At 67.9% G+C, this 26,086-nt stretch carries 3 protein-coding genes; all 3 read right to left on the minus strand.

Features of this window, described 5'->3' with window-relative positions; translation table 11 throughout:
• Positions 1-2 precede the first annotated feature (2 nt).
• A complete protein-coding gene (gene pks2 / locus QGN31_RS15095) occupies positions 3-6,353 on the minus strand; it encodes a sulfolipid-1 biosynthesis phthioceranic/hydroxyphthioceranic acid synthase (RefSeq protein ID WP_014941819.1) in 6,351 nt (2,116 codons plus the stop codon).
• 380 nt (positions 6,354-6,733) lie between these two features.
• Positions 6,734-8,242 carry an MFS transporter gene (locus QGN31_RS15100; RefSeq protein WP_326544708.1) on the minus strand — a complete coding sequence of 503 codons (1,509 nt, stop codon included), beginning with the start codon at positions 8,240-8,242 and terminating at the stop codon, positions 6,734-6,736.
• Positions 8,242-26,076, minus strand: a complete 17,835-nt coding sequence (locus tag QGN31_RS15105; protein WP_201409332.1) for a non-ribosomal peptide synthetase — start codon at positions 26,074-26,076, stop codon at positions 8,242-8,244. The genes QGN31_RS15100 and QGN31_RS15105 overlap by 1 nt, the downstream gene beginning before the upstream one ends.
• Positions 26,077-26,086 lie beyond the last annotated feature (10 nt).

The following is a 26,086-nucleotide window of genomic DNA, read 5'->3' on the forward strand; positions in this document are numbered from 1 at the left end:
CCTCACGCCGCGTCCGCGGGCGCCAGCTTTGAGCACAGCAGTTCCGCCAGACCGCGAATGGTGCCAATGCTGGCGATGTCGGCGGGCATCACGCGTATGCCCGTTTCGGTCTGGATGCGGGTAAGTAGTTCGAGACCGCCCAGCGAGTCGAGTCCGTACTCGGACAGCGGACGGTCGGGGTCAATGTTGCGGCGCAGGATCAGGCTGACCTGGTCGGAGATCAATCGCCGCAGCCGGGTGGGCCACTCGTCCAGGGTCAGCTCTTCGAGCTCGGCGCGCAGTCTGCTTGTGCCCGTGGCGCTTTGCCCGTTGGAGCGGAACGCTTCGGCGAAGGGGCTGCGTTGGGCGAAAGCGGCCAACCACGGTGTGGCCGTTATCGGGGCGTAGCCGGTGCAGGCGCGGTCATGGCGCAGCAGCGCTTCCAATGCATAAGCGCCTTCGTCGGGAGCTATAGCAGCGTCGGCGCGGTCGGCCAAGGCGGTGGCGCGTCCTATCTGCGCCCAGGCGCCCCACGCGATCGCGGTGGCCGGCAGACCTCGAGCCCGGCGCCAACGGGTGAAGGCGTCCAGCCAGCTGTTGGCGGCGGCGTAGGCGCCCTGACCGGGCGAGCCGACCAGCGCGGCGGCCGAGGAGAACGAGCAGAACCAGTCCAATGGCTGCGAAGCGGTCGCGGTGTGCAAATTCCATGCACCGTAAACCTTTGGTGCCCAGTCACGCTCGATGAGCTCGTCGGTGATATTGGTCAGCGTGGCGTCCTCGATCACCGCCGCCAGGTGCAGCACACCGCGCACCGGAAGCCCGGTGGCGGTTGCCGTGGCCACCAATCGCCGGGCCGTCTCGGCCTCGGTGATGTCGCCGCAGTCGACGACGACGTCGGCACCGATCGCGCGGATGCGCTCGATCATCTCCAGCGCCTCGGGAGTCGGTTGCGAGCGCGAGGACAGCACGATACGCCCGCAACCGGCTCCCGAACCGGGAGTAGCCATCTTCTCGGCCAGGAACAGCCCCAAGCCTCCCAGCCCACCGGTGACGATGTAAGCCCCGTCGCTGCGGAAGACCCCGACCTGCGCGGGCGGCACCATCACGCGGCTGCGGCCCGTGCGCGGGACATCGAGCACGAGTTTGCCGGTGTGCTGCGCGCCGCTCATCACCCGAATCGCGGTGGCGGCGTCGGCAAGTGGGTAGTGCGTGCTCTGCGGCATCGGCAACGAGCCGTCCGCGGTGAGCCGGTACACCGTGTTCAGCAGGTCTCGCAGCCTGTTCGGGTGGCTGAATGACATCAACGCCAGGTCGAGGGCGTAGAACGTGAGGTTTCGCCGGAACGGGAAGAGCCCCAACCGGGTGTCGCCGTAGATGTCGCGTTTGCCGATTTCGACGAATCGGCCACCGAACGCCAGCAATGCGACGCCCGCGCGCTGGGCGGCGCCGACGACCGAGTTGAGCACGATGTCCACGCCATAGCCGTCGGTGTCGCGACGTATCAGGTCGGCGAACTCCACGCTTCGCGAGTCGTAGACATGCTCAATACCCATGTCGCGCAGTAATTGTCGACGTTGCTCGCTGCCCGCGGTGGCGAAGATCTCGGCCTTCGCGGCCCGGGCAATGGCGATTGCCGCCTGTCCAACCCCACCGGTCGCGGAGTGGATCAGCACCCGCTCGCCGGCTTTGATTCGGGCCAGCTCATGCAGGCCGTAATAGGCGGTGGCATGCGCGGTGGTGACCGCCGCCGCCTGGTCGTCGGCCAGGCCGGGCGGCAGCGTGACGGCCAGGCGCGCGTCGCAGGTGAGGAACGTAGCCCAACAACCGTTGGCGCTCAGGCCGCCGACATGATCCCCCACCCGGTGGCCGGTCACGCCCGGTCCGACCGCGGTCACCACGCCGGCGAAGTCGGTGCCCAGCGCAGGCAGCCGGCCCTCGAAGGCGGGGTAACGGCCGAACGCGACGAGGACGTCGGCGAAGTTGATGCTGGACGCGCTGACGGCGACCTCGATCTCTCCGGGTCCCGGTGGAACGCGGTCGCAGGCAACGAGTTCGAGTGACTCCAGGTCGCCGGGCGTACGGATCTGCAGCCGCATCCCGTCGGACTCGTGGTTGGCGACGGCGGTTTTCCGCTCCTCGGCAAGCAGCGGAGTGGGGCACAGCCGCGCGGTGTACCACGCGCCATTTCGCCAAGCGGTCTCGTCCTCGTCCGAACCGGCGAGCAGTTGCCGTGCCAGCTGCTCGGCGTCGGTGGTTTCGTCCACATCGATCAGACTGGCGCCCAGATGCGGGTGTTCCATGCCGATTACCCGGACCAGGCCCCGCAGCCCGGCCTGCGCGAGGTCGGGCACGTCGTTGGACACCACCGTTTGGGCGTTGCGGGTGACGACGTACAAGCGCGGCGGTTCGCCGGGAACGTCCACCAGCTCGCGGGCAATGCGCGCCAGATGTTGCACGTAGTCCCGGCCCAAAAGCGCACACTGCTCGTCGGATTCACCGTTGTCCGGCCCGATGAGGATCACCGCTCCGGCGAATCCACCGGTACGCAGATGATTTCCGAGCTGACCCACGGTGGAGCTGTGGTCGGCGTGCCGCGGCCAGGACATGGTCGTGCACTGCATCCCGTGGTTTTTCAACGCGTCGGCGAGCGAGCTGGCGGCCACGTCCGCGGTGGCGGAAGTGCCGAGCAAAAGCCAGCTTCCGGCGTCGGTGTGGTCCGGCTCCGGCAATTCGCGTTGCCGCCATTCGACGGTCAGCAGCCGCTCGGCCAGCACCCGATCTTTGTTGCCGCTCTCGGATGCGCTGGTACCCACCCGCAGGCCCTGCACGGTGAGCAGGACTGCCCCGTGCTCGTCGAGCACGTCGATGTCGGCCTCGACCCCGGAAGTCTCGGCCTTGGTCACCCGTGTGTAGCAGTAGTGGGCATTGCGGGCGGCGCCGTAGGCGCGGAGTCGACGAATACCCAACACCAACCCCAGCGCGCCGTCGCCCAGGGCCCGGACGTCCGGATGAGCTTCAACGGACTGGAAACAGGCATCCAGCAATGCGGGGTGTACGCCGTAAAGAGCTTGTTGCGAGCGGATTTGGCGGGGCAGCGCCACCTCGGCCAGGACGGTGCCGGGCGCCTCCTTGCCGGTGTGGACGACACCCAAACCGGCGAATGCGGGACCGTACTGAACGCCACGTCGGTCCATGCGCGCGCGCACCTCGTCGCCATCATCGCTACCCGTATGCGCGGCGAGGAGCGCGCACATGTCGTACGCGGGGGGCCGGTCATCCTCTGCGGCACGGAGGATTGCGGCGGCATGCCGCGCCTGTTCGCCGCCCCGATTCGACTCGACGGTGAACTCGACGACGCCCGGTGAGGACAACGACGCCAAGGCGCCGATCGTGGTCTGCTCATCCAGCAGGAGCGCCTGCTCGAACCGGATGTCGCGAACCTCGGCCGTCTCGCCCAGCACGGTGCGCGCGGCGGCCAACGCCATCTCGCAGTACGCGGCTCCCGGGAGCACAACCACATTGCGGATCTGGTGGTCGGCGAGCCACGGCTGCGCGGCGGTGCCGACCTCGGCCTGCCACACGTGGCGCTCGGGCTCCTCCTGCAGGTGCACGTGCGAACCCAGCAGTGGATGCACGGAAACGGTGCAGCCGCCGTGTGTCGGGGATTCCTGGCCGCCGCCGCTCAACCACAGCCGGCGGTGCGTCCAGGTCGGCAGCGGCGCGTCCACCAGCCGCCCACTCGGGTAGAGCACGGAGAAATCGACCGCCGCGCCCGCGCTGTGTAGATCCGCCACAAAACCACGCAGCCCGTGGGGAAGCGATTGTTGACGGCGCATCCCGGCCAGAGCGGCCATCGGCATCTCCCGACCGCGCGCGGTCTGCTCGAGAGCGCGGGTAAGCAGCGGGTGCGGCGCCAGCTCGGCAAAGACCCGGAAGCCGTCCTCCAAAGCGGCCTGCACGGCCGTGGCGAACCGCACCATACGGCGCATGTTGTTCGCCCAATAGCGGGCGTCGCACACGGGCTGCTCGCGCGGGTCGAACAGGGTCGCCGAGTAGTACGGAACCTCCGGTGTCATCGGCCTGATCTCTGCGAGCATCGCGGTCAGCTCGTCCATGATCGGATCGACTTGAGGCGAATGAAAGGCGACGTCCGTGGGGACCTCGCGGGCCATCACATCGCGCTGCTCCCAGGCCGCGACCAGGTCGCGAACCGTTTGGGCGGCACCGGCAATCACGGTGGACTGCGGCGAGGCCACCACCGCCACCACGACGTCGTTGACGCCACGCGCCGTCAGCTCCGAAAGCACTTGCTGGGCAGGCAATTCCACCGATGCTGTGGCACCCGCACCGGCGATGCGGGACATCAGCCGCGAGCGGCGGCAGATCACCCGCGCCCCGTCTTCCAGCGACATCGCACCCGCGACGACAGCTGCCGCGGCCTCGCCGAGGGAGTGCCCGATCACCGCGCCCGGGCGCACTCCATATGCCTTCATCGTGGCCGCCAGCGCGACCTGCATGGCGAACAGGGTCGGCTGGACACGGTCTTGGCCGGCCACGGTCTGCGGCGCCGACATGGCTGCGATCACCGAGAATCCGGACTCCCGCGCGATCAGCGGTTCGACTTCCGCGACGGTGGCGGCAAACACCGGTTCGGTCGCCAGCAGGTCTGCGCCCATCGCCGCCCATTGCGAACCCTGCCCGGAGAACACCCAAACCGGTCCGCGGTCGTCCTGTCCGACCGCGGGCTGATAGGGAGCATCGCCGTCGGCGACCTCGCGCAGCGCCACGACGAGCCCGGCCCGGCTATCCGCGATGACCGCGGTGCGTACCGGGCGGTGGACGCGCCGGCGCGCCAGGGTGTAGGCCAGGTCGGGCAACGCCAGATCGTCATGTGCTCGCACCCAGCCGGCCAGCCGGCCGGCCGTGCGGCGCAGTTCATCGGCCGAGGTGGACGACAGCGGAAATATCAGCGGTTCCGTGGTCGACGATTCGGCCTGGGATACAACGGTTTTCAGGGCTTGTTCGGGTGCTTGTTCCACGATGGCGTGCACGTTGGTTCCCGACAGGCCGTACGACGAGACCGCCGCCCGTCGTGGGTGGTCCCCGTTGGTAGTCCACGGCGTAGTCTCCAGGGGCACAAAGAGTTTCGTATCGATCTTGGCCAGGTCATCGGGTAGCCGGGTGAAATGCAAATTCCGGGGAACCACACCGTGCTGCAGCGCGAGGATCGCCTTCATCATCCCGAGGGCTCCGGAGGCCGCCTGCGCATGGCCGAAGTTGGTCTTCACCGACGCCAGCGCGCAGGGCCCCTCGACGCCGTAAACGTCGGCCAGGCTGGCATATTCGATCGGGTCACCCACCGGGGTGCCGGGCCCGTGGGCCTCGACCATGGCAACCGTTCGGGCGTCGACACCCGCGGCGGCCAACGCCGCCTGATACACCGCGGTCTGCGCGGTCTTCGACGGAGTGGCGATATTCACGGTGTGACCGTCCTGATTGGCGGCGGTCCCCCGCACGACGGCCAGAATCCGGTCGCCATCGCGCAGCGCGTCGGAAAGCCGCTTGAGTAAGAGCATGACGCTGCCCTCGCCGCCCACGAACCCGTCGGCCGCGACGTCGAAGGCGTGGCAGCGCCCGGTCGGCGACAGCATGCCCTCGGCCGACCCCGCGGCGAATTTCCGCGGGTCCAACGCCAGCGTGGCGCCGCCGGCAAGGGCGAGGTCGCTTTCGCGCTCGTGCAGGCTGCGGCAAGCCAGGTGGATCGCGGTCAGGCCGGAGGAACAGGCGGTGTCCACGGTCAGTGCGGGACCGTGAACCCCCAGGGCGTAGGCGATGCGCCCGGAGGCCAGGCTGAAGTTGCTGCCGGAAAAGCCGTATGCCCCCTCGACGGAGTGCGCGTCGGCGGCCAGCAGTTGGTAGTCACCATGCGTCAATCCCATGAACACGCCGGTGCGCGAGTCGGCGATTCGCTCCCGCGTAAGACCGGCGTGTTCCATGGCCTCCCACGAGGTTTCCAGAAGTATCCGGTGTTGCGGATCCATCGCGGTCGCTTCCCGCTCGTTGATCCCGAAGAACTCGGGATCGAAGCCGGCGACGTCGTCGATGAATGCGCCCCACCGCGAGACCGACCGGCCCGGCACACCCGGCTCGGGATCGTAGTATTCGTCGGCGTCCCAGCGGTCGTGCGGGATCTCGGTAACCAGGTCGTCGCCGCGCAGCAACGCCTCCCACAACTGCTCCGGGGAGTCGATGCCTCCCGGTAGCCGGCACGCCATGCCGATCACAGCAATGGGAGTGACAGGTGTGGCGCCGATCGGAGGCGAGTCGGTCGACGGCCAGCGCTGCATGACGTCGTCGATCGGGTAGGTAGTCATTTCGCGCCCTCACAGCAACGACTGAGTTGGCTGCCAGGGTCGTCGTCGAACGGATTGATACTCACCGGTCCTCCAAATCTCGCGTGGGCAAGGGCCGAACACATCGGTGCACAGCTGTTGCAAGCGCTCTGGGGCATCGCCCGGAACGACTCGACAAGGTGCATGATTCAGAGCGTTGTGGTTTTGCAATCCCGTTGTCAGGCTTATCAAGTCGGTAGCGTAGTCAGGACCCGCACATAGAGTGGTCGACGCGAGCCAACAGAGTGGTGGCTGCGCCGGCGGCGGGCAGTACTCCACCAGAAACCGGGTCGCTGCGCGGATCACGCTCTGCAACAGCATTTTTCGTCGACGCCGCACACTTCGGCCGTGGCCGCGACGAGCTAGATCTCCCCCGCGTCGACGGCTTTCCTGACTTCCTGCGCGCGGGCCACCTGCGCTGCCGTGTACCCGATCAGCAGCGCCACCGCGCCGAGCAGCACGACGACCCCGGCCAGCCACAACAGGCCGTAGGTGTAGCCGCGGTCCAGCGCATGTAACTGCGCGGCGTTCATGGACTTCACCGGACCCAGGGTGCCGCCCAGCCGCAGCGTGTGCGATGTGATGGCGGCCTGGATGATGACCAGTACCAGCGGCCCGCCCAAGGTCTGCAGCATCACGGCAATCGCCGAGGTGGGCCCGATCCGGTCGGAGCCGACGCTGGCGATCACCGACAGCGTGAGCGGGACGAAGATCGCGCCGATACCAAGGGCGCCGATGCTGAGCGGCACAAGCAGGTTCGGGAAGTACGGGATCCCGGCGTTGAGTGTCGCGCCGTACAGCGTTGCGAGCAGAATCAGGCCGCTGCTGGCGAGCACCACCACCCGCGGCGGGAACCGCATCACCAGCTTCGATGCCGCGCCGACCCCGATGGCCACCCCGATGCCGAACGGGATGAAGGCGACACCAGCGCGCAGCGGGCTGTAGCCCATGATGGTCTGCACATACATGCCGACCAGCACGGTCAGGCTGAACAGCACGCCACCGCCGAGGAACATGGCCGCGAACGCGGCCAGCCGGTTGCGGTCGAAGAACAGGCCGAACGGCACGATGGGGTTCTCGGCGGTGCGCTCCGCCACGACGAACGCCACGAGGGCGGCCAGGGCCACCAGGCCCGAACCGATCGTGATGGCCGACTGCCACCCGTGCTCCGGGCCCATCGACAGGCCGAACACCGCGGCGGTACAGCTCAACGTGGCCAGCGCGGCCCCGGTGGCGTCGAGCTTCATCCGCTCCTTCTGGGTTTCCTGCAGCATGATGACGGCCAGGCAGATCACCGCCAGCCCGATCGGCACGTTCACCAAAAACGCCAGCCGCCACGACACGTCGGTCAGCGCGCCGCCCACCACCAGGCCCAGCACCCCGCCGAGACCGGACATCGCGCCGAACACCCCTGTTGCGACGTTGCGTGCCGATCCCCTCGGGAACGTGGTCGCTATCAGCGCCAAATTGGTCGGCGCCATGATCGCGGAAGCCGCGCCGTGCAGCAGCCGCGCCGTTATCAGGGTCCCCCCGTCCCAGGCGATGCCGCACAAGGTCGAGGCGAAAGTGAACAGCGCGACCCCGACGATGAAAGCGCGCTTGCGGCCGATGGTGTCACCCAGGCGGCCACCCAGCAGCATCAGGCCACCGAAGGTCAGCATGTAGGCGGTAATCACCCAGCTCCGCCCGGCATCCGACAAGCCCAGCTCGTTCTGGATCCTGGGCAGCGCAAAGATCGCGACGGGGCCGTCCATCGCCACCATCAGTTGCATGCCGCCGATCGCGACAACGACGGCGACGAACGGGCGAGACCGCAGCAAAGGCGGAAGGCGCCTCTTCGCGGGGCGCGGCGCGCTCGGTTTGACGGCCATCATTCTGTGCGCGCACCTTCGAGTTCTAATAGAACTTTGAGTTGTTGGCCATACTGGGTGAGCGATTCTGTATTCAGCATTTCTTGATGCCTGGAATCGACCGCGTAGCAATGGATTTCGCCAGTAATGTGAGGTCGCCAACTTTGCAGCGGAGACGAACTCTGGTCGTCGTCATCCCCCACGGCAGCGAAAACGTCCACGTCACCGTTGAAAACCCCTGGTTCATGGTCTCGGGCCAACGCCAGATTCGTGTCGTCGTTGCGGACGATCGAATCGAGGAGCGGCTTGTATCGAGCCAATTCGACGATTCCTCGTTCGCGGAGTAGTTCTTCTGCAAGCTCGTAGGTGAGCGGCTCATCGGGAATGTCGATGCGGCAGAACCGCAAAACTTCTTCCAGCGCCTTCTCGACCAACACATCGCTGTTCAGGACGTCGCTGTTCGGGACGGTCAGGAGGGCGTCGAGAAGGATCAGGCGTGCGATCGAGCATCCGCGTCGCTGAAGCTCGATGGCGATCTCATGGGCGACCACGCCTCCGAAAGACCAGCCGAGAAGGTTGTAGGGCCCGGTCGGATCGACCCCCTGAATCCGGTCGGCATAGTTTTTCGCCATGTCGCGGATTGACGCGGGTTCGGCCTCGCCGTTTTGCGGGGCTTGCTGAATTCCGATGATCGGGCAGTCCAGGTAATTTCCGAGGGCGTGATACGGCCAGCTCAGCCCGCTCGCGGGATGGATGCAGAACAGCGGAATACCGGTGCCCTCCTTGAGGAACTCGACGGGCACGACTTCCACCTCGCCGGCATCTTGGCCCAATTCCCGGCTCAAGCTCCTGACGGACGGCGCGTGGAACAGCGTGCGCACCGCGAGGCCGGCGTCCAGGGATTTGTTGATGGCGGCGATGACGCGCATCGCCGATAGCGAATCCCCGCCCAGGTCGAAGAAGGAGTCGTCGACCCCGACGCGCTCGAGCCCGAGCACCTGGGCGTAGATGGCGGCCACGATCTCCTCGGTGGGCGTGGCCGGGGCCCGGTAGCGATCGCCCTCGCAGTACTCGGGCGCCGGAAGGGCCCGGGTGTCCAGTTTGCCGTTGACCGTCAACGGCAGCGCGTCGATCACCACCACCGCCGCCGGGACCATGTAGGCCGGCAGCCGCTGACCCAGCCGGGCCCGAACATCGGCCGGGTCAGCGGCGCCGGTGACATAGCCGACGAGGCGCTTGTCACCGGGGCGGTCCTCGCGGGCGATCACCGCCGCCCGCTCCACCCCATCCATCGCGGCCAGCGCCGACCGGATCTCACCGAGTTCAATGCGATACCCGCGGACCTTGACCTGCTCATCGGCCCGACCCAGATAATCCAGCTGCCCGTCGCGCCCCCAACTCACCAGATCCCCGGTGCGATACATCCGTTGTCCCGGCGCGCCGAACGGGCACGCCACAAACCGCGAACCGGTCAACCCCGGGCGGCGCACATATCCGACACCGACCCCGGTACCGGCCACATACAACTCCCCGACCACCCCGACCGGCACCGGACGCAGCCACCGGTCCAGCACGAAGAACGCCGCGCCGGGTACCGGCGAACCGATCGGCACGACATCCGACCCGGCGGTCAGCGGCGCGCTCAAGGCCACCCACATCGTCGTCTCGGTCGGGCCGTATTCGTTGATCATCACGCGCCCGGGTGCCCACCGTTCGGTCAGCTCGGCCGGGCAGGCCTCGCCGCCCACCAGCAGGGCCACCGACTCCAGACCCTCCGGCGACAACGTCCCCACCGCCGAGGGGGTTTGGCATAGGACGCTGACCTGTTCGGTGATCAGCAGCGCGCGGAAGTCTTCCGGTGCGGCCGCCACCGACTCGGGCACCACCACCAACCGCCCACCGTGCAGGAGGGCGCCGTAGATCTCCCACCCCGAGATGTCGAAGCTGTAGGAGTGCCACTGCGACCACACATGCTCGGGCCCGGCCAAACTCGGATCAAGAGACCCGAGCAGCTCGGTGACGTTGCGGTGGGTGATGGCGACGCCTTTGGGCACACCGGTGGTGCCCGACGTGTAGATCACGTAAGCGATGTCATCGGGATCCGGCGTCGGCAATCCCGTGTCGGGGAAGCCGTCAATGCGGGGATCGGCCACATCGATGACCGTTAGGTCGCGCCCATCCAGCCGCCCGGCCAGCGCCGCGGTGGTGATCGCGGCGATCGGCGCGGCATCGGCCACGACGAACGCGATCCGCTCCGCCGGATGCGCGGGGTCGATCGGCAGATACGCCGCCCCGGTCTTGAGCACCGCCAACATCGCTACGACTGCCTCGGCGCAACGGTTGAACAGCAGCGCCACGCACTGTCCCGGACCCGCGCCTTGGGCGGTCAGCAGGTGCGCCAGCAGGTTCGACGCCTCGTCGAGCTCCCGGTAGGTCATCGACCGGCCGTCGGAGCTGATCGCCACGGCCTCCGGGGCGCGGGTGAGCTGCGCGGCGAACACCGCCGGAATCGACGGCGAGAATGACGCCGTCGGGGTCAACGCCGCCCGGTTGCCGATCTCATCCAGCCGAGCGTGCTCGCCCGCGTCCAGCACGTCCACGGACGACAACACTCGGGACGGCTCGGCGGTGACCGCGATCAGCACTCGCTCCAGCCGCTCGATCAGCGCCTCGATGGTGGCCGCGTCGAACACGTCGGTGCGGAACTCCACCGACCCGCCGATGCCGGCGGGATCACCGGCGGAAGTCCAGCGTTCGCCCAACGTGAAGGTCAGGTCCATCCGGGCAACCCGGGTGTCCGCCGCCAGCGGTGTGACCTGCAGATCACCCAGGGTCAGCCCGGCGGGGACACCGTCCTCCCGCGCAAAGTTCTGCCAGGCCAATACCACCTGTATCAGCGGGTGGTGGGCCAGGCTTCGGGTCGGGTTGAGGCGCTCCACGAGCACCTCGAAGGGCACGTCCTGATGCTCGTAGGCGGCCAGACTGCGCGCCCGCACCTGATCCAGCGATTCGGTGAAGCTCGGGTCGCCGGCCAGGTCGACCCGCAACACCAGGGTGTTGACGAAAAAGCCCACCAATCCATCGAGTGCGGGATCATCGCGCCCGGCGATCGCGAATCCGACCGCCACGTCACTGCTGGCGGTCAGCTTGGACAGCAGTGCGGCCAGGGCGGCCTGGATCACCATGAAGCTGGTCGCGTTGTGCTCGCGGGCCACCGCGCGCACCCGCTGCTGCAGCTCGGGCGGCCACTCCACCATCACGCTGGCACCGCGGTAGTCGGCCACGGGCGGATAGGGCCGATCGGTGGGCAGCGCCAGGCGCTCGGGCAGCCCGGCCAGCTCCTGCTCCCAGTACGCCAGCTGGGCGGCGATCGGGCTGTCGCTGTCGGTGACATCACCGAGCTGCGCACGCTGCCACAGCGTGTAATCGGCGTACTGCACCGGCAACGGCGCCCAACCGGGTGCCTGCCCCGCACACCGGCTGGCGTACGCCACCGCCAGATCAGCCACCAGCGGCGACATCGACAAGCCGTCGGCGGCGATGTGGTGCACCACCGCCACCAGCACGTGTTCGTCCTCCGCGATACGGAAAAGCCGTGCCCGCAAAGGAATCTCGGTGGCCAGATCGAACGAGTGACGCACCGTCGGGTCGACGGCCTCCTGCAGCCGGGTTTCCGGCCAGTCGGTGGCATCGACGACCTGCCAACCGAAGTCGGCCTGCTCGATCGGGATAACCACCTGTTCGGGTATCCCGTCGATGGCCGGGAAGAGGGTGCGTAGGGTCTCCTGGCGGGCTACCACATCGGCGAGCGCCGCCCCTAACGCCTCGGCATCCAGCCGTCCGCTGAGGCGCAGCGCCACCGCCATGTTGTAGATCGGCGAAGGCCCCAGCAACTGGTCGATGAACCACAAGCGTTGCTGGGCAAACGACAACGGCACCACCTCAGGCCGCTCCAGAGCCACCACCGGCTGGCGTCGACCGCCACCTCCGCCGACACGGAGCGCCAACTGGGTCACCGTGGGCGCCTCGAACACGGTGCGCACCGAAAGCTCTGCCTTCAGACCCATCTCGATCGCGGCGACCAAGCGCATCGCCAGCAGCGAATCCCCACCCAGATCGAAGAACGACTGGTCGACCCCGACGCGCTCAATCCCGAGGACCTCGGCGAACGCGCCGGCCAGGATCTCTTCGACCGGGTTGGCCGGCGCGCGATATCCGGCATTTTGGTATTCGGGTGCCGACAGGGCGCGGGTATCGAGTTTGCCGTTGACCGTCAACGGCAGCGCGTCGAGCACGACCACCGCGGCCGGCACCATGTATTCCGGTAGCCGCTCGGCCAGCGCGGTTCGCAGGTCGGCCGGGTCCGCGGTCCCAGTGACGTAGGCAACCAGGCGCTTGTCGCCGGGGCGGTCCTCGCGGGCGATGACCACCGCCTGATCCACCTCACTCAGCGCGGTCAGGGCGGTCTGGATCTCCCCGAGCTCGATGCGATAGCCGCGGACCTTGACCTGCTCATCGGCGCGCCCCAGGTAATCCAGCTGCCCATCGGCGCGCCAGCGCACCAGATCCCCGGTGCGATACATCCGTTGGCCCGGCGCCCCGAATGGGCAGGCGACAAACCGCGAGGCGGTCAATGACGCACGACCCGCATACCCGGCCGCCACCCCGGCACCGGCCACATACAACTCACCGACCACCCCAGCGGGCACGGGATGCAACCAGCCGTCGAGGACGAACAGTGCCGCCCCGCCGACCGGCGCACCGATTGGCGGCGTCCCGGATCCTTGCGTCAGCGGGGCGCTGATCGCCACACACATCGTGGTCTCGGTCGGACCATAGGCGTTGACCATCACCCGCCCCGGCGCCCACCGATCCACCACCTCGGCCGGACACGCCTCACCCACTACCGCCAAGGCCACCGACTCCAGCCCCTCGACCGGCAGCGCCGCCACCGCCGACGGCGTCTGGGTCAACACGCTGACGCCTTCGGCGACCAGCACCCGATGCAGATCCTGCGGTGAGGCGCTCACCGCCTCGGGCACCACCACCAGCCGGCCACCGCGCAGCAGGGCCCCGAAGATCTCCCACACCGACACATCGAACGCCAACGAATGACACAGCGCCCACACCCCCGCGGCCGGCAGGCCCGCCCGCAACGACCCCAACAACTGGGTCACGTTGCGATGGCTGATCCCAACACCTTTGGGCACCCCGGTGGTGCCCGAGGTGTAAATCACATACGCGATGTCGTCCGGGGCCGGCCCCGACAAATCCGTGTCCGGTTGGGCGTCGATGGCGGGATCGTTGACGTCGACGACCGCCACGTCATGGCCGTCGAGCCGCTCGGTCAGCGCCGCGGTGGTGATCGCCGCGATCGGCGCGGCATCGGCGAGCACGAAGCCGATCCGCTCCGCGGGCAGACCCGGGTCGATCGGCAAATACGCCGCCCCCGACTTGAGCACCGCCACGATCGCCACCACCGCCTCGGCCGACCGCGACAACACCACCGCCACAGTCCGCCCCGGCCCCGCCCCCCGCCCAACAAGCAGGTGCGCCAACCGATTCGAGAACTCATCCAACTCGCGGTAGGTCACCGACAGTCCTTCACCGACCACCGCCACGGCATCCGGAATCCGGGCCACCTGGGTCGCGAACAATGCCGGCACCGACACCGCAACGCTGTGCGGGCTGGCTAAAATCGCCTTATTACCAAGCTCTTCCAGGCGAGCGCGCTCACCCTCGCCGAGCACATCCACCGACGACAACCGCCGGGCCGGGTCGGCGGCCATTGCCACCAACACCCGCTCCAACCGACCGATCAACGCCAAGACGCTGTCCGCGTCGAACACGTCGGTGCGAAATTCGACTTGCCCCGAAATCCCGGCGGGCTCACCGGCGTCGGTCCAGCATTCTTTGAGGAAGAAGACGAGATCCATTTTCGCGGTCTGGGTGTCCCCGAGCAGCGGCGTGACCTGAAGGTCACCCAAGCTCAGCCCGGTCTCGGGGACGCTGACCTGTCCCGGGAAGTTGTTCCAGCCCAACATCACCTGGACCAGCGGGTGGTGGGCCAACGATCGGGTGGGGTTGAGCCGCTCGACGAGTACCTCGAACGGCACGTCCTGGTGCTCGTAGGCGGCCAGGCCGCGTGATCGCACCTGCGCCAGCAGCTCGGCGACGGTGGGATCGCCGGCAAGATCGACGCGCAGCACCAAGGTGTTGACGAAGAATCCCACCAGCTCGTCGAGCGCGGGATCGCGGCGCCCGGCGATCGCGAATCCCACCGCCACATCGCTGCTGGCGCTGAGCTTCGACAGCAGCACCGCCAGGGCGGCCTGCGTCACCATGAATCCGGTCGCGTTGTGTTCGCGGGCCATCCGAGCAATCTGCTGCTGCAACAACGCCGGCCACTCGACGGTCACCCTGGCGCCGCGCTGATCGGCCACCGGCGGGTAGGGCCGGTCGGTGGGCAGCTGCAGTCGCTCGGGCATCCCGGCCAGCGTCTGCTCCCAGTAGGCCAGCTGCGCGGCGATGCGGCTTTCACTGTCGTCGAGATCGCCGAACTGCGCGCGCTGCCACAGCGTGTAGTCGACATACTGCACCGGCAATGGGGCCCAGTCGGGGGCCCGGCCCGCGCACCGGCTTGCATAGGCCACACTCATGTCTCGCACCAGGCGGGTCGTCGACCAACCGTCGGCGGCGATTTCGTGCAGCACGGCCACCATCACGTGTTCATCGTCGGCGACGCGGAAAAGCCTTGCCCGCAACGGGATCTCGGTGGCCAGGTCAAACCCGTAGCGCACCACGGCGCCGACGGCGTCCTCCACCTGGCCAGCCGGCCATCCGGTGGCATCAACGACGTCCCAGCCGAAATCGGCCTGGTCGGCGGGCACCACCAGTTGCTGCGGTATCCCGTCGACCGCCCGGAACAGGGTGCGCAGGCTCTCATGGCGGCCGACCACATCGACCAGCGCCGCACCCAGCGCGTCCGCATCGAGGCGCCCACTCAGCCGCAACGGCACCACCACGTTGTAAAGCGGTGAAGGCCCTTGCAATTGGTCGATGAACCACAACCGACTCTGGGCAAACGACAACGGAATCACCGCCGGCCTCTCCGCCGGCACCAGCGGCTCCAGGCCCCCGCCCTGACCGACACGGGGCGCCAATTCGGCAACCGTAGGGGCCTCGAACACCGCACGCACCGACAGGTCGGCATCCAGAACGTTGTTGACCGCGGCGATCAGCCGCATCGCCGACAGCGAATCCCCACCCAGGTCGAAGAACGAGTCGTCGGCCCCGACCTTGTCGATCGCCAGCACCTCGGCGAACAGGCCGGCGACGATCTTTTCGGTCTGGGTCTGCGGCGCCCGGAAGGCTGTAGTGGCAAAAACGGGCGCCGGCAAGGCCTTACGGTCGATCTTGCCCGAGGACGTCATCGGGAACTCGTCGAGCACCACGATGTGCGTCGGCACCATGTACTCGGGCAACCACGCGCTCAACTGCTGACGCACGGCGGTGATTTTGGTGTTGGTCTGCGGGTCGTTGGCGTGACTGGTGACTCGGTGGGCCGCGTCGGGCGGCAGATACAGATCGGTCAGCGCCCAGCTCCGCTCAGCGTCGGCGGCAGTGACGAACACCGCGTCCACGGTGCCCGGTTGGGCTCCCCAGGTGACCGCGACGCGGTATCCGGCACTCTCGCCAAGGCGGTGGAGCTGTTCGGGGACAACGGCGTCCGCGCTCTCGGCCAGGGCCAGCGCGTCGGACAGGGCGAGCCCGTCGGCGAGGGCGTGTTCGGCATGCACGTCGGTGATCACTCCCGCGCGGGGGATCTCGGTGACGCGAACAATGGCGGGACGCTCGGCCACCAACCGGTCGTGCAGCCCGCCCAGGCCCGCGCACTGGGCCCACGCCCAGCTGTCTGCGCCGGTCAGTGAGCGCACCGGCGCCGGGGTTTTAAAGACGACGAGGTCGTAGCGATACCGGTTGAGTTCGTTGTCGGCCGCGCCGCGCTTGACTTCAATATCCAGCCCGGCCACCGATGCATGGCCAGCGGCCCAGGCGGTGAAAAACTCTGGGGCCAATAGTAATTCGGCTTCGCCGAGCATTGCGCGCTGAACTCGTTGGCGAATCTCGTCAACGTCGGCGGTGTCGTTGGCGGCCCGGACAAGCGCGACGCCGGTTTGAAACGCGCCCTGCAGACTGTGATTGCGCACGTCGCCGACGAACAGTGCCCCGCCTGGTGCCAGCAATCGCATCGCGACCGCCAGCACGTCGGTGAGATAGCGCGCGCTCGGGAAGTACTGGACCACCGAGTTGAGCACCACCACATCGAAATGGCCCTCCGGCAGCGCATCTGACACATCGGCGGGCTGCACCCGCAACCGCACCCGATCCCCCCACGGCTGCCCGGCCACGGCGGCCTGCAGCCTCTGGATCGTCGGCGCGGAGAAGTCCGTGGCCCAGTACTCGGCACAGACCGGCGCCAACTGGGAAAGCAATAGCCCCGAACCCACGCCGATCTCCAGCACCCGCGCGGGATGCAACTCGAGGATCCGATCCACCGTGGCCGAACGCCACTCGATCATCTCCTCGTGCGGGATCGGATCGTCGGTGTAGCTGCTGTTCCAGCCGCGGAAATCCATGCCGAATTCCGGCGCGTCCACGTCGGCGCCATACGCCTCGTCATACAGGTGTTGCCACGCTTGGACGGTTTCGGCGTCGTGCTCGGCGGTGGTGGCCTGCTCGAGGGTGACATAGGCGACGAGGTGCGAGCCGGTTCTGCTCTCGTGCACGGTGGCGGCCGCCCGGGCGACCTGCGGGCAGCCCAGCAAGGTGTTTTCAATTTCGCCCAGTTCGATGCGGTGCCCGCGCAGCTTGATCTGAGCGTCGGCACGGCCGAGGTAGTCCAGGGTTCCGTCGAGCGTCCAGCGCGCCAGGTCGCCGGTGCGATACAGCCGCGCGCCCGCGGGCCCGTAGGGATCGGCCACGAACCGTTCCGAGGTCAGATCCGCGCGGCCCAAATAACCGCGCGCCAGCGCCGGTCCGCCCAGATACAACTCGCCGATCACCCCGATGGGGGCGGGGTTCAGCCGCGCGTCGAGCACCAGCGCGCGCATCCCCGGGAGCGGGCTGCCGATGCGGACCGGCTGCCCCGCCACGAGCGGCACCGTGGTGGCCCAGATTGTGGCCTCGGTGGGGCCGTAGCCGTTGAACATGCGCCGCCCCGGCGCCCACGCGGCCACCAACTCGTCGGGGCAGGCCTCACCGCCGACGATCAAGGTGGACAACACATCCAGCCGGCTTCGATCCAGCGACGACAGCAACGTCGGGGTCATCACGGCCGCGTTGACCCGTTGCTCCTGCAGCAATGCGGTCAACGCCTCGCCGGCATACACCTCCGGCGGCGCGACCACCAACGCGCCGCGCGAACCCACCGCGACCAACAACTCACCGAGCGCGGCGTCGAATGTCGGGGAGAGCACCGCCAGCATTCGGGTGTCCGCGCCCAGCCCAAACGCCTCGCGGTGCGCCGCGGCGACCCCGGGCAGACCGCCGTGGGTGACCGCCACGCCCTTCGGGGTGCCGGTGGACCCCGACGTGAAGATCACATACGCGGTGTTGTCCGGTCCCAACTCCGCCAGCCGGTCGGCGTCCGTGATCGGTTCGGCGCACCGCCCGGACAGGTCCAGGCCGTCGATGCGCAGCACCGGGCGCGTGCCGGCGCCGGCCACCGTGTCTGCGTCGCGGGTCAACACGCACACCGCGCCCACGGCGTCCAGCACCGTCACGATCCGCTCGACCGGGTGAGCGGGATCCACCGGCACATACACGCCGCCGGCTTTCTGCACCGCCCACCACGCCACCACGAGTTCCGTGGACCGGCCCATCGCCACGCCCACCGCGCGTTCGGGGCCCACCCCCGCCTCGATCAGCACCCGCGCCATCCGCGTCGACCACGTGTCGAGCTCGCGGTAGGACAAGCTCCGGGCCCGATCCACGATCGCCACCGCGTCCGGGTCGGCGGCCACCGCCGCGTCCAACAACTCCGGCGCCACCCCCGCCGGCGCCCCAACTCCGGCGCCAGACCACCGCGACAGCACCAGATCACGCTCGTCGCGATCCAGCAGCGCCAGGTCGCCCACCACCACCGACGCATCCGCGACGACCGCTTCGATCACCCGCGTGAACCAGGTGACGAAGCGCTCGATGGTGGCCCGTTCATACAGGTCCGTGGCATAGGTCACGACCCCGGCGGCCATCGGTGCGGCCGGGTCGTCGGAGGGCACCTCCCGCAGGTCGACATCCAGATCGAATTTGGCGGTGCGGCTGTCCACCGCCAGCGGCTCGACGCTGAGCCCGTCGAGCGCCACCTCGGGGCGCACATTGTTCTGGAAGGCCAGGGCCACCTGAAACAGCGGATGGTGCGCCGTGGAGCGCACCGGGTTGAGCTGCTCGACCAGTCGCTCGAACGGCACATCCTGATTGGTGTAGGCGTCCAGCGCCTTCTGGCGCACCTGCTCGAGCACATCGCTGAACCGGTGCGCAGGCCTCACACCCACCCGCAGCACCCAGGTGTTGACGAAGAACCCGACCAGCTCATCCAGCGCCGCATCCCTCCGCCCGGCGATCGGGGTGCCCATGGTCACGTCCTCGCCGACCCCGGCCCGGTGCAGGACCACCACCATGGCCGCCTGCAACACCATCGAGGCGGTCGCGTTATGCGCCGCCGCCAACGCCTTGATCCCCGCCCACAGCCGCGGGTCGAGGTGCATGTCCACCGCATCGCCGCGGTAGCTGGGCACCGGCGGGCGCGCCCGATCCGTCGGCAGCGACACCACCTCGGGCAAATCGGCCAACTCCTGCCGCCAATAGGCCAGCTGCCCGGCAATCACACTGTCGGGATCGGACTCGACGCCCAACCAATCCCGTTGCCAGAGCGTGTAATCGGCGTACTGCACCGGCAACGGCGCCCATTGCGGGGCCCGGCCCCCCCGCCGCGCCAGATAGGCCTCGCCGATATCCCGGGCCATCGGAGCCAGTGACCAGCCGTCAAATGCGATGTGGTGCACCACAATTCCCACGACATGCTGCTCGGGGCCCACCTCATAGATCTGCGCGCGAATCGGGATCTCGGTTGCCAGATCGAACCGATATCCCGCCAGTTCCACCAACTCGCCGAGCAGATCCTGTTCGGTCAACGACACCACTGCCGCGTCGCCACGCCGCCACATCCCGGCCTCGGCCGGCAGCACCTGCTGGAACGGCACACCGTCCATGTCGGGAAATATGGTGCGCAGCGCCTCGTGGCGGGCGATGACGTCATCGACGGCCGCCGTCAACGCCTCGACGTCCAGCGCCCCGCTGATCCGAAACGCGGTCGGCATGTTGTAGGTCGCCACCCCGCCCTCGAACCGGTCGAGGAACCACAACCGGCTCTGCGCATACGACAACGGCACCATCGGCGGCCGCGTGCCGGCCACCAACGGCTGACGCGTACCGCCGTCCCCGCCGATACGGGGCGCCAACTGGGCAACGGTGGGTGACTCGAACACGGTGCGCACCGCGAGGCCGGCGTCCAGGGATTTGTTGATGGCGGCGATGACGCGCATGGCTGATAGGGAATCCCCGCCCAGGTCGAAGAAGGAGTCGTCGACCCCGACGCGCTCGAGCCCGAGCACCTGGGCGTAGATGCCGGCCACGATCTCCTCGGTGGGCGTGGCCGGGGCCCGGTAGCGATCGCCCTCGCAGTACTCGGGCGCCGGAAGCGCCCGGGTGTCCAGTTTGCCGTTGACCGTCAACGGCAGCGCGTCGATCACCACCACCGCCGCCGGGACCATGTAGGCCGGCAGCCGCTGACCCAGCCGGGCCCGAACATCGGCCGGGTCAGCGGTGCCGGTGACATAGCCGACGAGGCGCTTGTCACCGGGGCGGTCCTCGCGGGCGATCACCGCCGCCTGCTCCACCCCATCCAGGGCGGCCAGCGCCGCGCGGATCTCACCGAGTTCAATGCGATACCCGCGGATCTTGACCTGCTCATCGGCCCGACCCAGATAATCCAGCTGCCCGTCGCGCCCCCAACTCACCAAATCCCCGGTGCGATACATCCGTTGTCCCGGCGCGCCGAACGGGCACGCCACAAACCGCGAACCGGTCAAAGCGGCCCGGCCCAGGTATCCGTACGCCAGCCCGCCGCCGGCCACATACAACTCCCCGACCACCCCGACCGGCACCGGACGCAACGACGCGTCCAGCACAAAAAAGCCAAGGTGCACCAACGGCACCCCGATGGGGCTGACACTGCGGTCGACGTCGGCGACGCTGATCTCGCGGAACGAGGCATGCACGGTCGTCTCGGTGATGCCGTACATGTTGATAAGCCGCGGTGACCGGCGGTGGCGGTCCAACCAGGTTCCCAGGCGCTGGGGTTCTAGCGCCTCGCCGCCGAACACCACCGTCTCGAGCTTCAGCTGAGATCCCCGCTCGGGTGCCCGCGCATCGGCGGTTTGCAGCGCATAAAACGCCGACGGCGTCTGGCTCAATACGCTGACCTGTTCGGCGATGAGCAACGCGTGCAGGTCTTCGGGTGAGCGCGTCACGGACTCCGGTACCACCACCAGCCGCCCGCCGTGCAACAGCGCACCGAAGATCTCCCACACCGAGTAGTCGAAGGCCAGCGAATGGCACTGCGTCCACACCTGCTCCGGCGACAGCTCCAGGTCGGCGCTCAGTGCCGTCAGCAGGCGGGTCACGTTGTGGTGGGGAATGGCAACGCCTTTGGGAACCCCGGTGGTGCCCGACGTGTAGATCAGGTAGGCGATCTCCTCGGCAGCCGGCGTCGGCAGGCCCGTGCACGGGCAGCCCAGGATGCGCGGATCGTCGACATCGATGACCGGCAGGTCACGGCCGTCGAACCGGTCAACCAGCCCTGTGGTGGTGATCGCCGCGATCGGTCCGGCATCGGCAACCATGAACTCCATTCGCGCCGTCGGGTGCGCCGGATCGATCGCCAGATACGCCGCCCCGGTCTTGAGCACCGCCATTACCGCCACGACCGCCCCGGCCGACCGTGGCAAGAGCAGCGCCACACACTGTCCCGGGCCGGCGCCCAGGGCGGCCAACAGGTGCGCCAACCGGTTCGACGCCTCGTCGAGCTCCCGGTAGGTCGTCGACCGGCCTTCAAAAGTGATCGCCGCCGCCTCCGGCGTGCGCGCCACCTGAGCGGCGAACACCGCCGGAATCGACGCCGCGGTTGGCACCGGCCGGGCCAACACCGCCCGGTTACCGATCTTGTCCAGGTGTGCGCGCTCAGCGGCATCCAGGACATCCACCGACGACAATCGCCGGCTGGGATCGGCGGTCATCGCCGCCAGCACCCGCTCCAACCGCTCGATCAATACCTCGATGCTGGCCGCGTCGAACACGTCGGTGCGGAACTCCACATCCCCGGCGATCCCGGCGGGCTCACCAGCCTCGGTGAACCGTTCGGCCAGCGTGAATGTCAGATCCATGCGCGCCGACTGAGTGTCCACCGGCAAACGCGTGACCTGTAGCTCACCCAAGTCCAGCCCGGCGGCGGGATCGCTGGTGTGGCCGGGGAAGTTCTGCCAGGCCAATACCACCTGTATCAGCGGGTGGTGGGCCAGGCTTCGGGTCGGGTTGAGGCGCTCCACGAGCAGCTCGAAGGGCACGTCCTGGTGCTCGTAGGCGGCCACGCTGCGCGCCCGCACCTGAGCGAGCAACTCGGCCACGGTGGGATCCCCGGCCGCATCGACCCGCAGCACGAGGGTGTTGATGAAAAACCCCACCAGCTCGTCGAGCGCCGGGTCGCGCCGCCCGGCGATCGCGAACCCGACCGCCACATCGCTGCTGGCGGTCAGCTTGGACAGCAGTGCGGCCAGGGCGGCCTGGATCACCATGAAGCTGGTCGCGTTGTGCTCGCGGGCCACCGCGCGCACCCGCTGCTGCAGCTCAACCGGCCAGTCCACGACCACGCTGGCGCCGCGGTAGTCGGCCATGGGCGGATATGGCCGGTCGGTGGGCAATGCCAGGCGCTCGGGCAGCCCGGCCAGCTCCTGCTCCCAGTACGCCAGCTGCGCGGCGATCGGGCTGTCGCTGTCGGTGACGTCACCGAGCTGGGTGCGCTGCCACAGCGTGTAATCGGCGTACTGCACGGGCAATGGCGCCCAACCGGGTGCCTGCCCCGCATACCGGCTGGCATAAGCCAGTCCCAGATCACGCACCAGAGCGGTGATCGACCAGCCGTCGGCGGCGATGTGGTGCACCACGGCCACCAGCACGTGTTCGTCGTCGGCGATGCGGAAAAGCCGTGCCCGCAAAGGAATCTCGGTGGCCAAATCGAACGTGTGGCACGCTGTGGCTTTGACGGCCTCACTCAGCCGGCTTTCCGACCAGCCGGTGGCATCAATGATCTGCCAGCCGAAATCGACTTCTTCCCTTGGGATAACCATCTGCTGCGGTGTTCCGTTGGGCGCCGCAAAGAGCGTGCGGAGGCTCTCATGGCGGGCCACGACGTCGGACAGCGCCGCCCCTAACGCCTCGGCATCCAGCGGTCCGCTGAGCCGCAACGCCGCCGGTATGTTGTAGATCGGTGAAGGCCCTTGCAGTTGGTCGATGAACCACAAGCGTTGCTGGGCAAACGACAACGGCACCACCGCGGGCCGCTCAACCGCCACCACGGGCTCGCGTCGACCGCCATCCCCGGCGACGCGGAGCGCCAACTGGCCAACCGTGGGCGCGTCAAACAGGGCGGGTACCGAAAGCTCGGCATCGAGGCTGGTGTTGATTACGGCGACCAGGCGCGTCGCCAGCAGCGAGTCGCCACCCAGATCGAAGAACGACTGGTCGACCCCGACGCGCTCAATCCCGAGGACCTCGGCGAACGCGCCGGCCAGGATCTCTTCGACCGGGTTGGCCGGCGCGCGATAACCGGCGCTCTGGTATTCGGGTGCGGGCAGGGCGCGGGTATCGAGTTTGCCGTTGACCGTCAACGGCAGCGCGTCGAGCACGACCACCGCGGCCGGCACCATATATTCCGGTAGCCGCTCGCCCAGCGCGGTACGCAGCTCGCCGGGATCGACGGTGCCGGTGCCGGATTCGGTGACGTAGGCGACCAGGCGTTTGTCGCCGGGGCGGTCCTCGCGGGCGATGACCACCGCCTGATCCACCTGACTCAGCGCGGTCAGGGCGGTCTGAATTTCGCCGAGCTCGATGCGATAGCCGCGGATCTTGACCTGCTCATCGGCGCGCCCCAGATAATCCAGCTGCCCATCGGCGCGCCAACGCACCAGATCCCCGGTGCGATACATCCGTTGGCCCGGCGCTCCGAATGGGCAGGCCACAAACCGCGACCCGGTCAACCCTGGTCGGCCCACATAGCCGCATCCCACGCCGCGACCGGCCACATACAGCTCGCCGACCACACCGGCCGGCACCGGGCGCAACCACCCATCGAGCACGAACAACGCCGCCCCCGCCACCGGCGCACCGATGGGCACCACACTCGAGCCGGCCTTTAAGGGCGCGCTGATCGCCACGCACATCGTGGTCTCGGTCGGGCCATAGGCGTTGACCATCACCCGCCCCGGCGCCCACCGATCCACCACCTCGGCCGGACACGCCTCACCCACTACCGCCAAGGCCACCGACTCCAGCCCCTCGACCGGCAGCGCGGCCACCGCCGACGGCGTCTGGGTCAACACGCTGACGCCTTCGGCGACCAGCACCCGATGCAGATCCTGCGGTGAGGCGCTCACCGCCTCGGGCACCACCACCAGCCGGCCACCGCGCAGCAGGGCACCGAAGATCTCCCACACCGACACGTCGAACGCCAACGAATGACACAGCGCCCACACCCCCGCGGCCGGCAGGCCGGCCTGCAACGACCCCAACAACTGGGTCACGTTGCGATGGCTGATCCCAACACCTTTGGGCACCCCGGTGGTGCCCGAGGTGTAAATCACATACGCGATATCCTCAGGCTCCGGGCCCCGCAACCCCGTACACGGTTGGGCGTCGATGGCGGGATCGTTGACGTCGATGACCGCCACGTCATGGCCGTCGAGCCGCTCGGTCAGCGCCGCGGTGGTGATCGCCGCGATCGGCGCGGCATCGGCGAGCACGAAGCCGATCCGCTCCGCGGGCAGACCCGGGTCGATCGGCAAATACGCCGCCCCCGTCTTGAGCACCGCCAGGATCGCTACCACCGCCTCGGCCGACCGCGACAACACCACCGCCACAGTCCGCCCCGGCCCCGCACCCCGCCCAACAAGCAGGTGCGCCAACCGATTCGACACCTCATCCAGCTCGCGATACGTCAGCGACTGGTCCTCGCACACCACCGCCACGGCATCCGGAATCCGGGCCACCTGGGTGGCGAACAATGCCGGCACCGACACCGCAACACCGTGCGGGCTCGTTAAAACCGCTTTATTACCAAGCTCTTCCAGGCGCGCGCGCTCACCCTCACCCAGCACATCCACCGACGACAACCGCCGACCCGCATCGGCCGCCATCCCCACCAACACCCGCTCCAACCGACCGACCAAATCGCGGATGTCACAACGAGAAAGCCACTGCCCAGCGCCGCCGAACCCACTCGTCTTCGCGCCGGGTTGCAGGCCGAGGAAGAGCCGATCGTGGTCGCTGAAGAAGTCCAGCCCACATTGATCGACGAGATTCGTATGGGTCAGGGTGCCAGAAATCTTGGCACCGGCGATATTCGCCAGATTTGTAGTCGGGATGAAATTGAGGATTACGCGATTCGACCTCTGCGCGGAGCCGCGGGGTCGCCTGTACTCGATGAGATGCACCGGGAACCGCTGATGGTCCAACGCTTCTCGCAGTCGCCTGTCGACATGCTCACAAAAACTGGCAATCGTGGATTCCGGCGAAGCCTTCAAGACTAATGGGACGAACCCGGTAACCATTCCGGGCACCGTCTGTGTCTCCGGACGGACCCGCCTGCTTACCGGAAAATCGAAAACCACCTCCGAGCCCTCGACGTCGCACCCTCCCACCAGGAGCGCGCATGCCGCGGCAATCACCGACGAGCGACGCACCCCCAACGCCTGCGACAACTCTCGGATCCCAGAGACAGCAACAGGGTCCAATTCCACCGGTGCAGAAGATTCGTAGGGTTCACGGCCGTCCGCGGCGGGCGCCAACCCATAAGGCGGTTCGCTTTCGGCCGGCAGGTTCTTGGTCCAATAGGCCTGATCGTCGAGATAATCGGTGGACGCTTCGTATTCCGCCTCGCAAGCAATCAGATCACTCAGCGATCCGAAAAAAGCGGGGGGAATCGGCGCGCCCGACGCCATGGCATTGTAGACATCGCCGATCCGATGACAAATAAGAGCGAGGCCGATTCCGTCCGCCACTATATGGTGGCAGCAGACGAACAAATAAAATTCATCTGCCCGCGTCTGCAACAACGCGAATTTGAACAGCGGCCCGCTGAGCGGCATCACCGTGCGCTGAATCGAGGATGCCAGCCGATAGGCTTCCTGGACAGGATCCTGCGAGCCCATCCGCTCATAGCGAGCAAGCTCGACATCCGGGTAATCAACCGCCGCTTGGAACACCTGGCCATCCACCTGGAAAAAGGCGGCTCTAAATGGTTCGGCCTCGCGCACCACTTGACGGATCGTGTGCTCCAGCAACCAAGGGTCGAGCGTGCCCTCGATTCGCAGAAGATAGCCCAGTTGCCACCTCGCGCCTCCGCGATCGGTTTCCTGCGCAAGCCATATATCCAGTTGCCCGCGTGTCAGCGGGAATGGCCCACCGTCAGATTCCGTCAGTCGTTCGCGCCCAACCGACAGCGCCCGGTCATCGATCGTCATCGGATTCCCT

The sequence above is a fragment of the Mycobacterium sp. 2-64 genome (genome assembly GCF_035918375.1).
Classification (GTDB): domain Bacteria; phylum Actinomycetota; class Actinomycetes; order Mycobacteriales; family Mycobacteriaceae; genus Mycobacterium; species Mycobacterium intracellulare.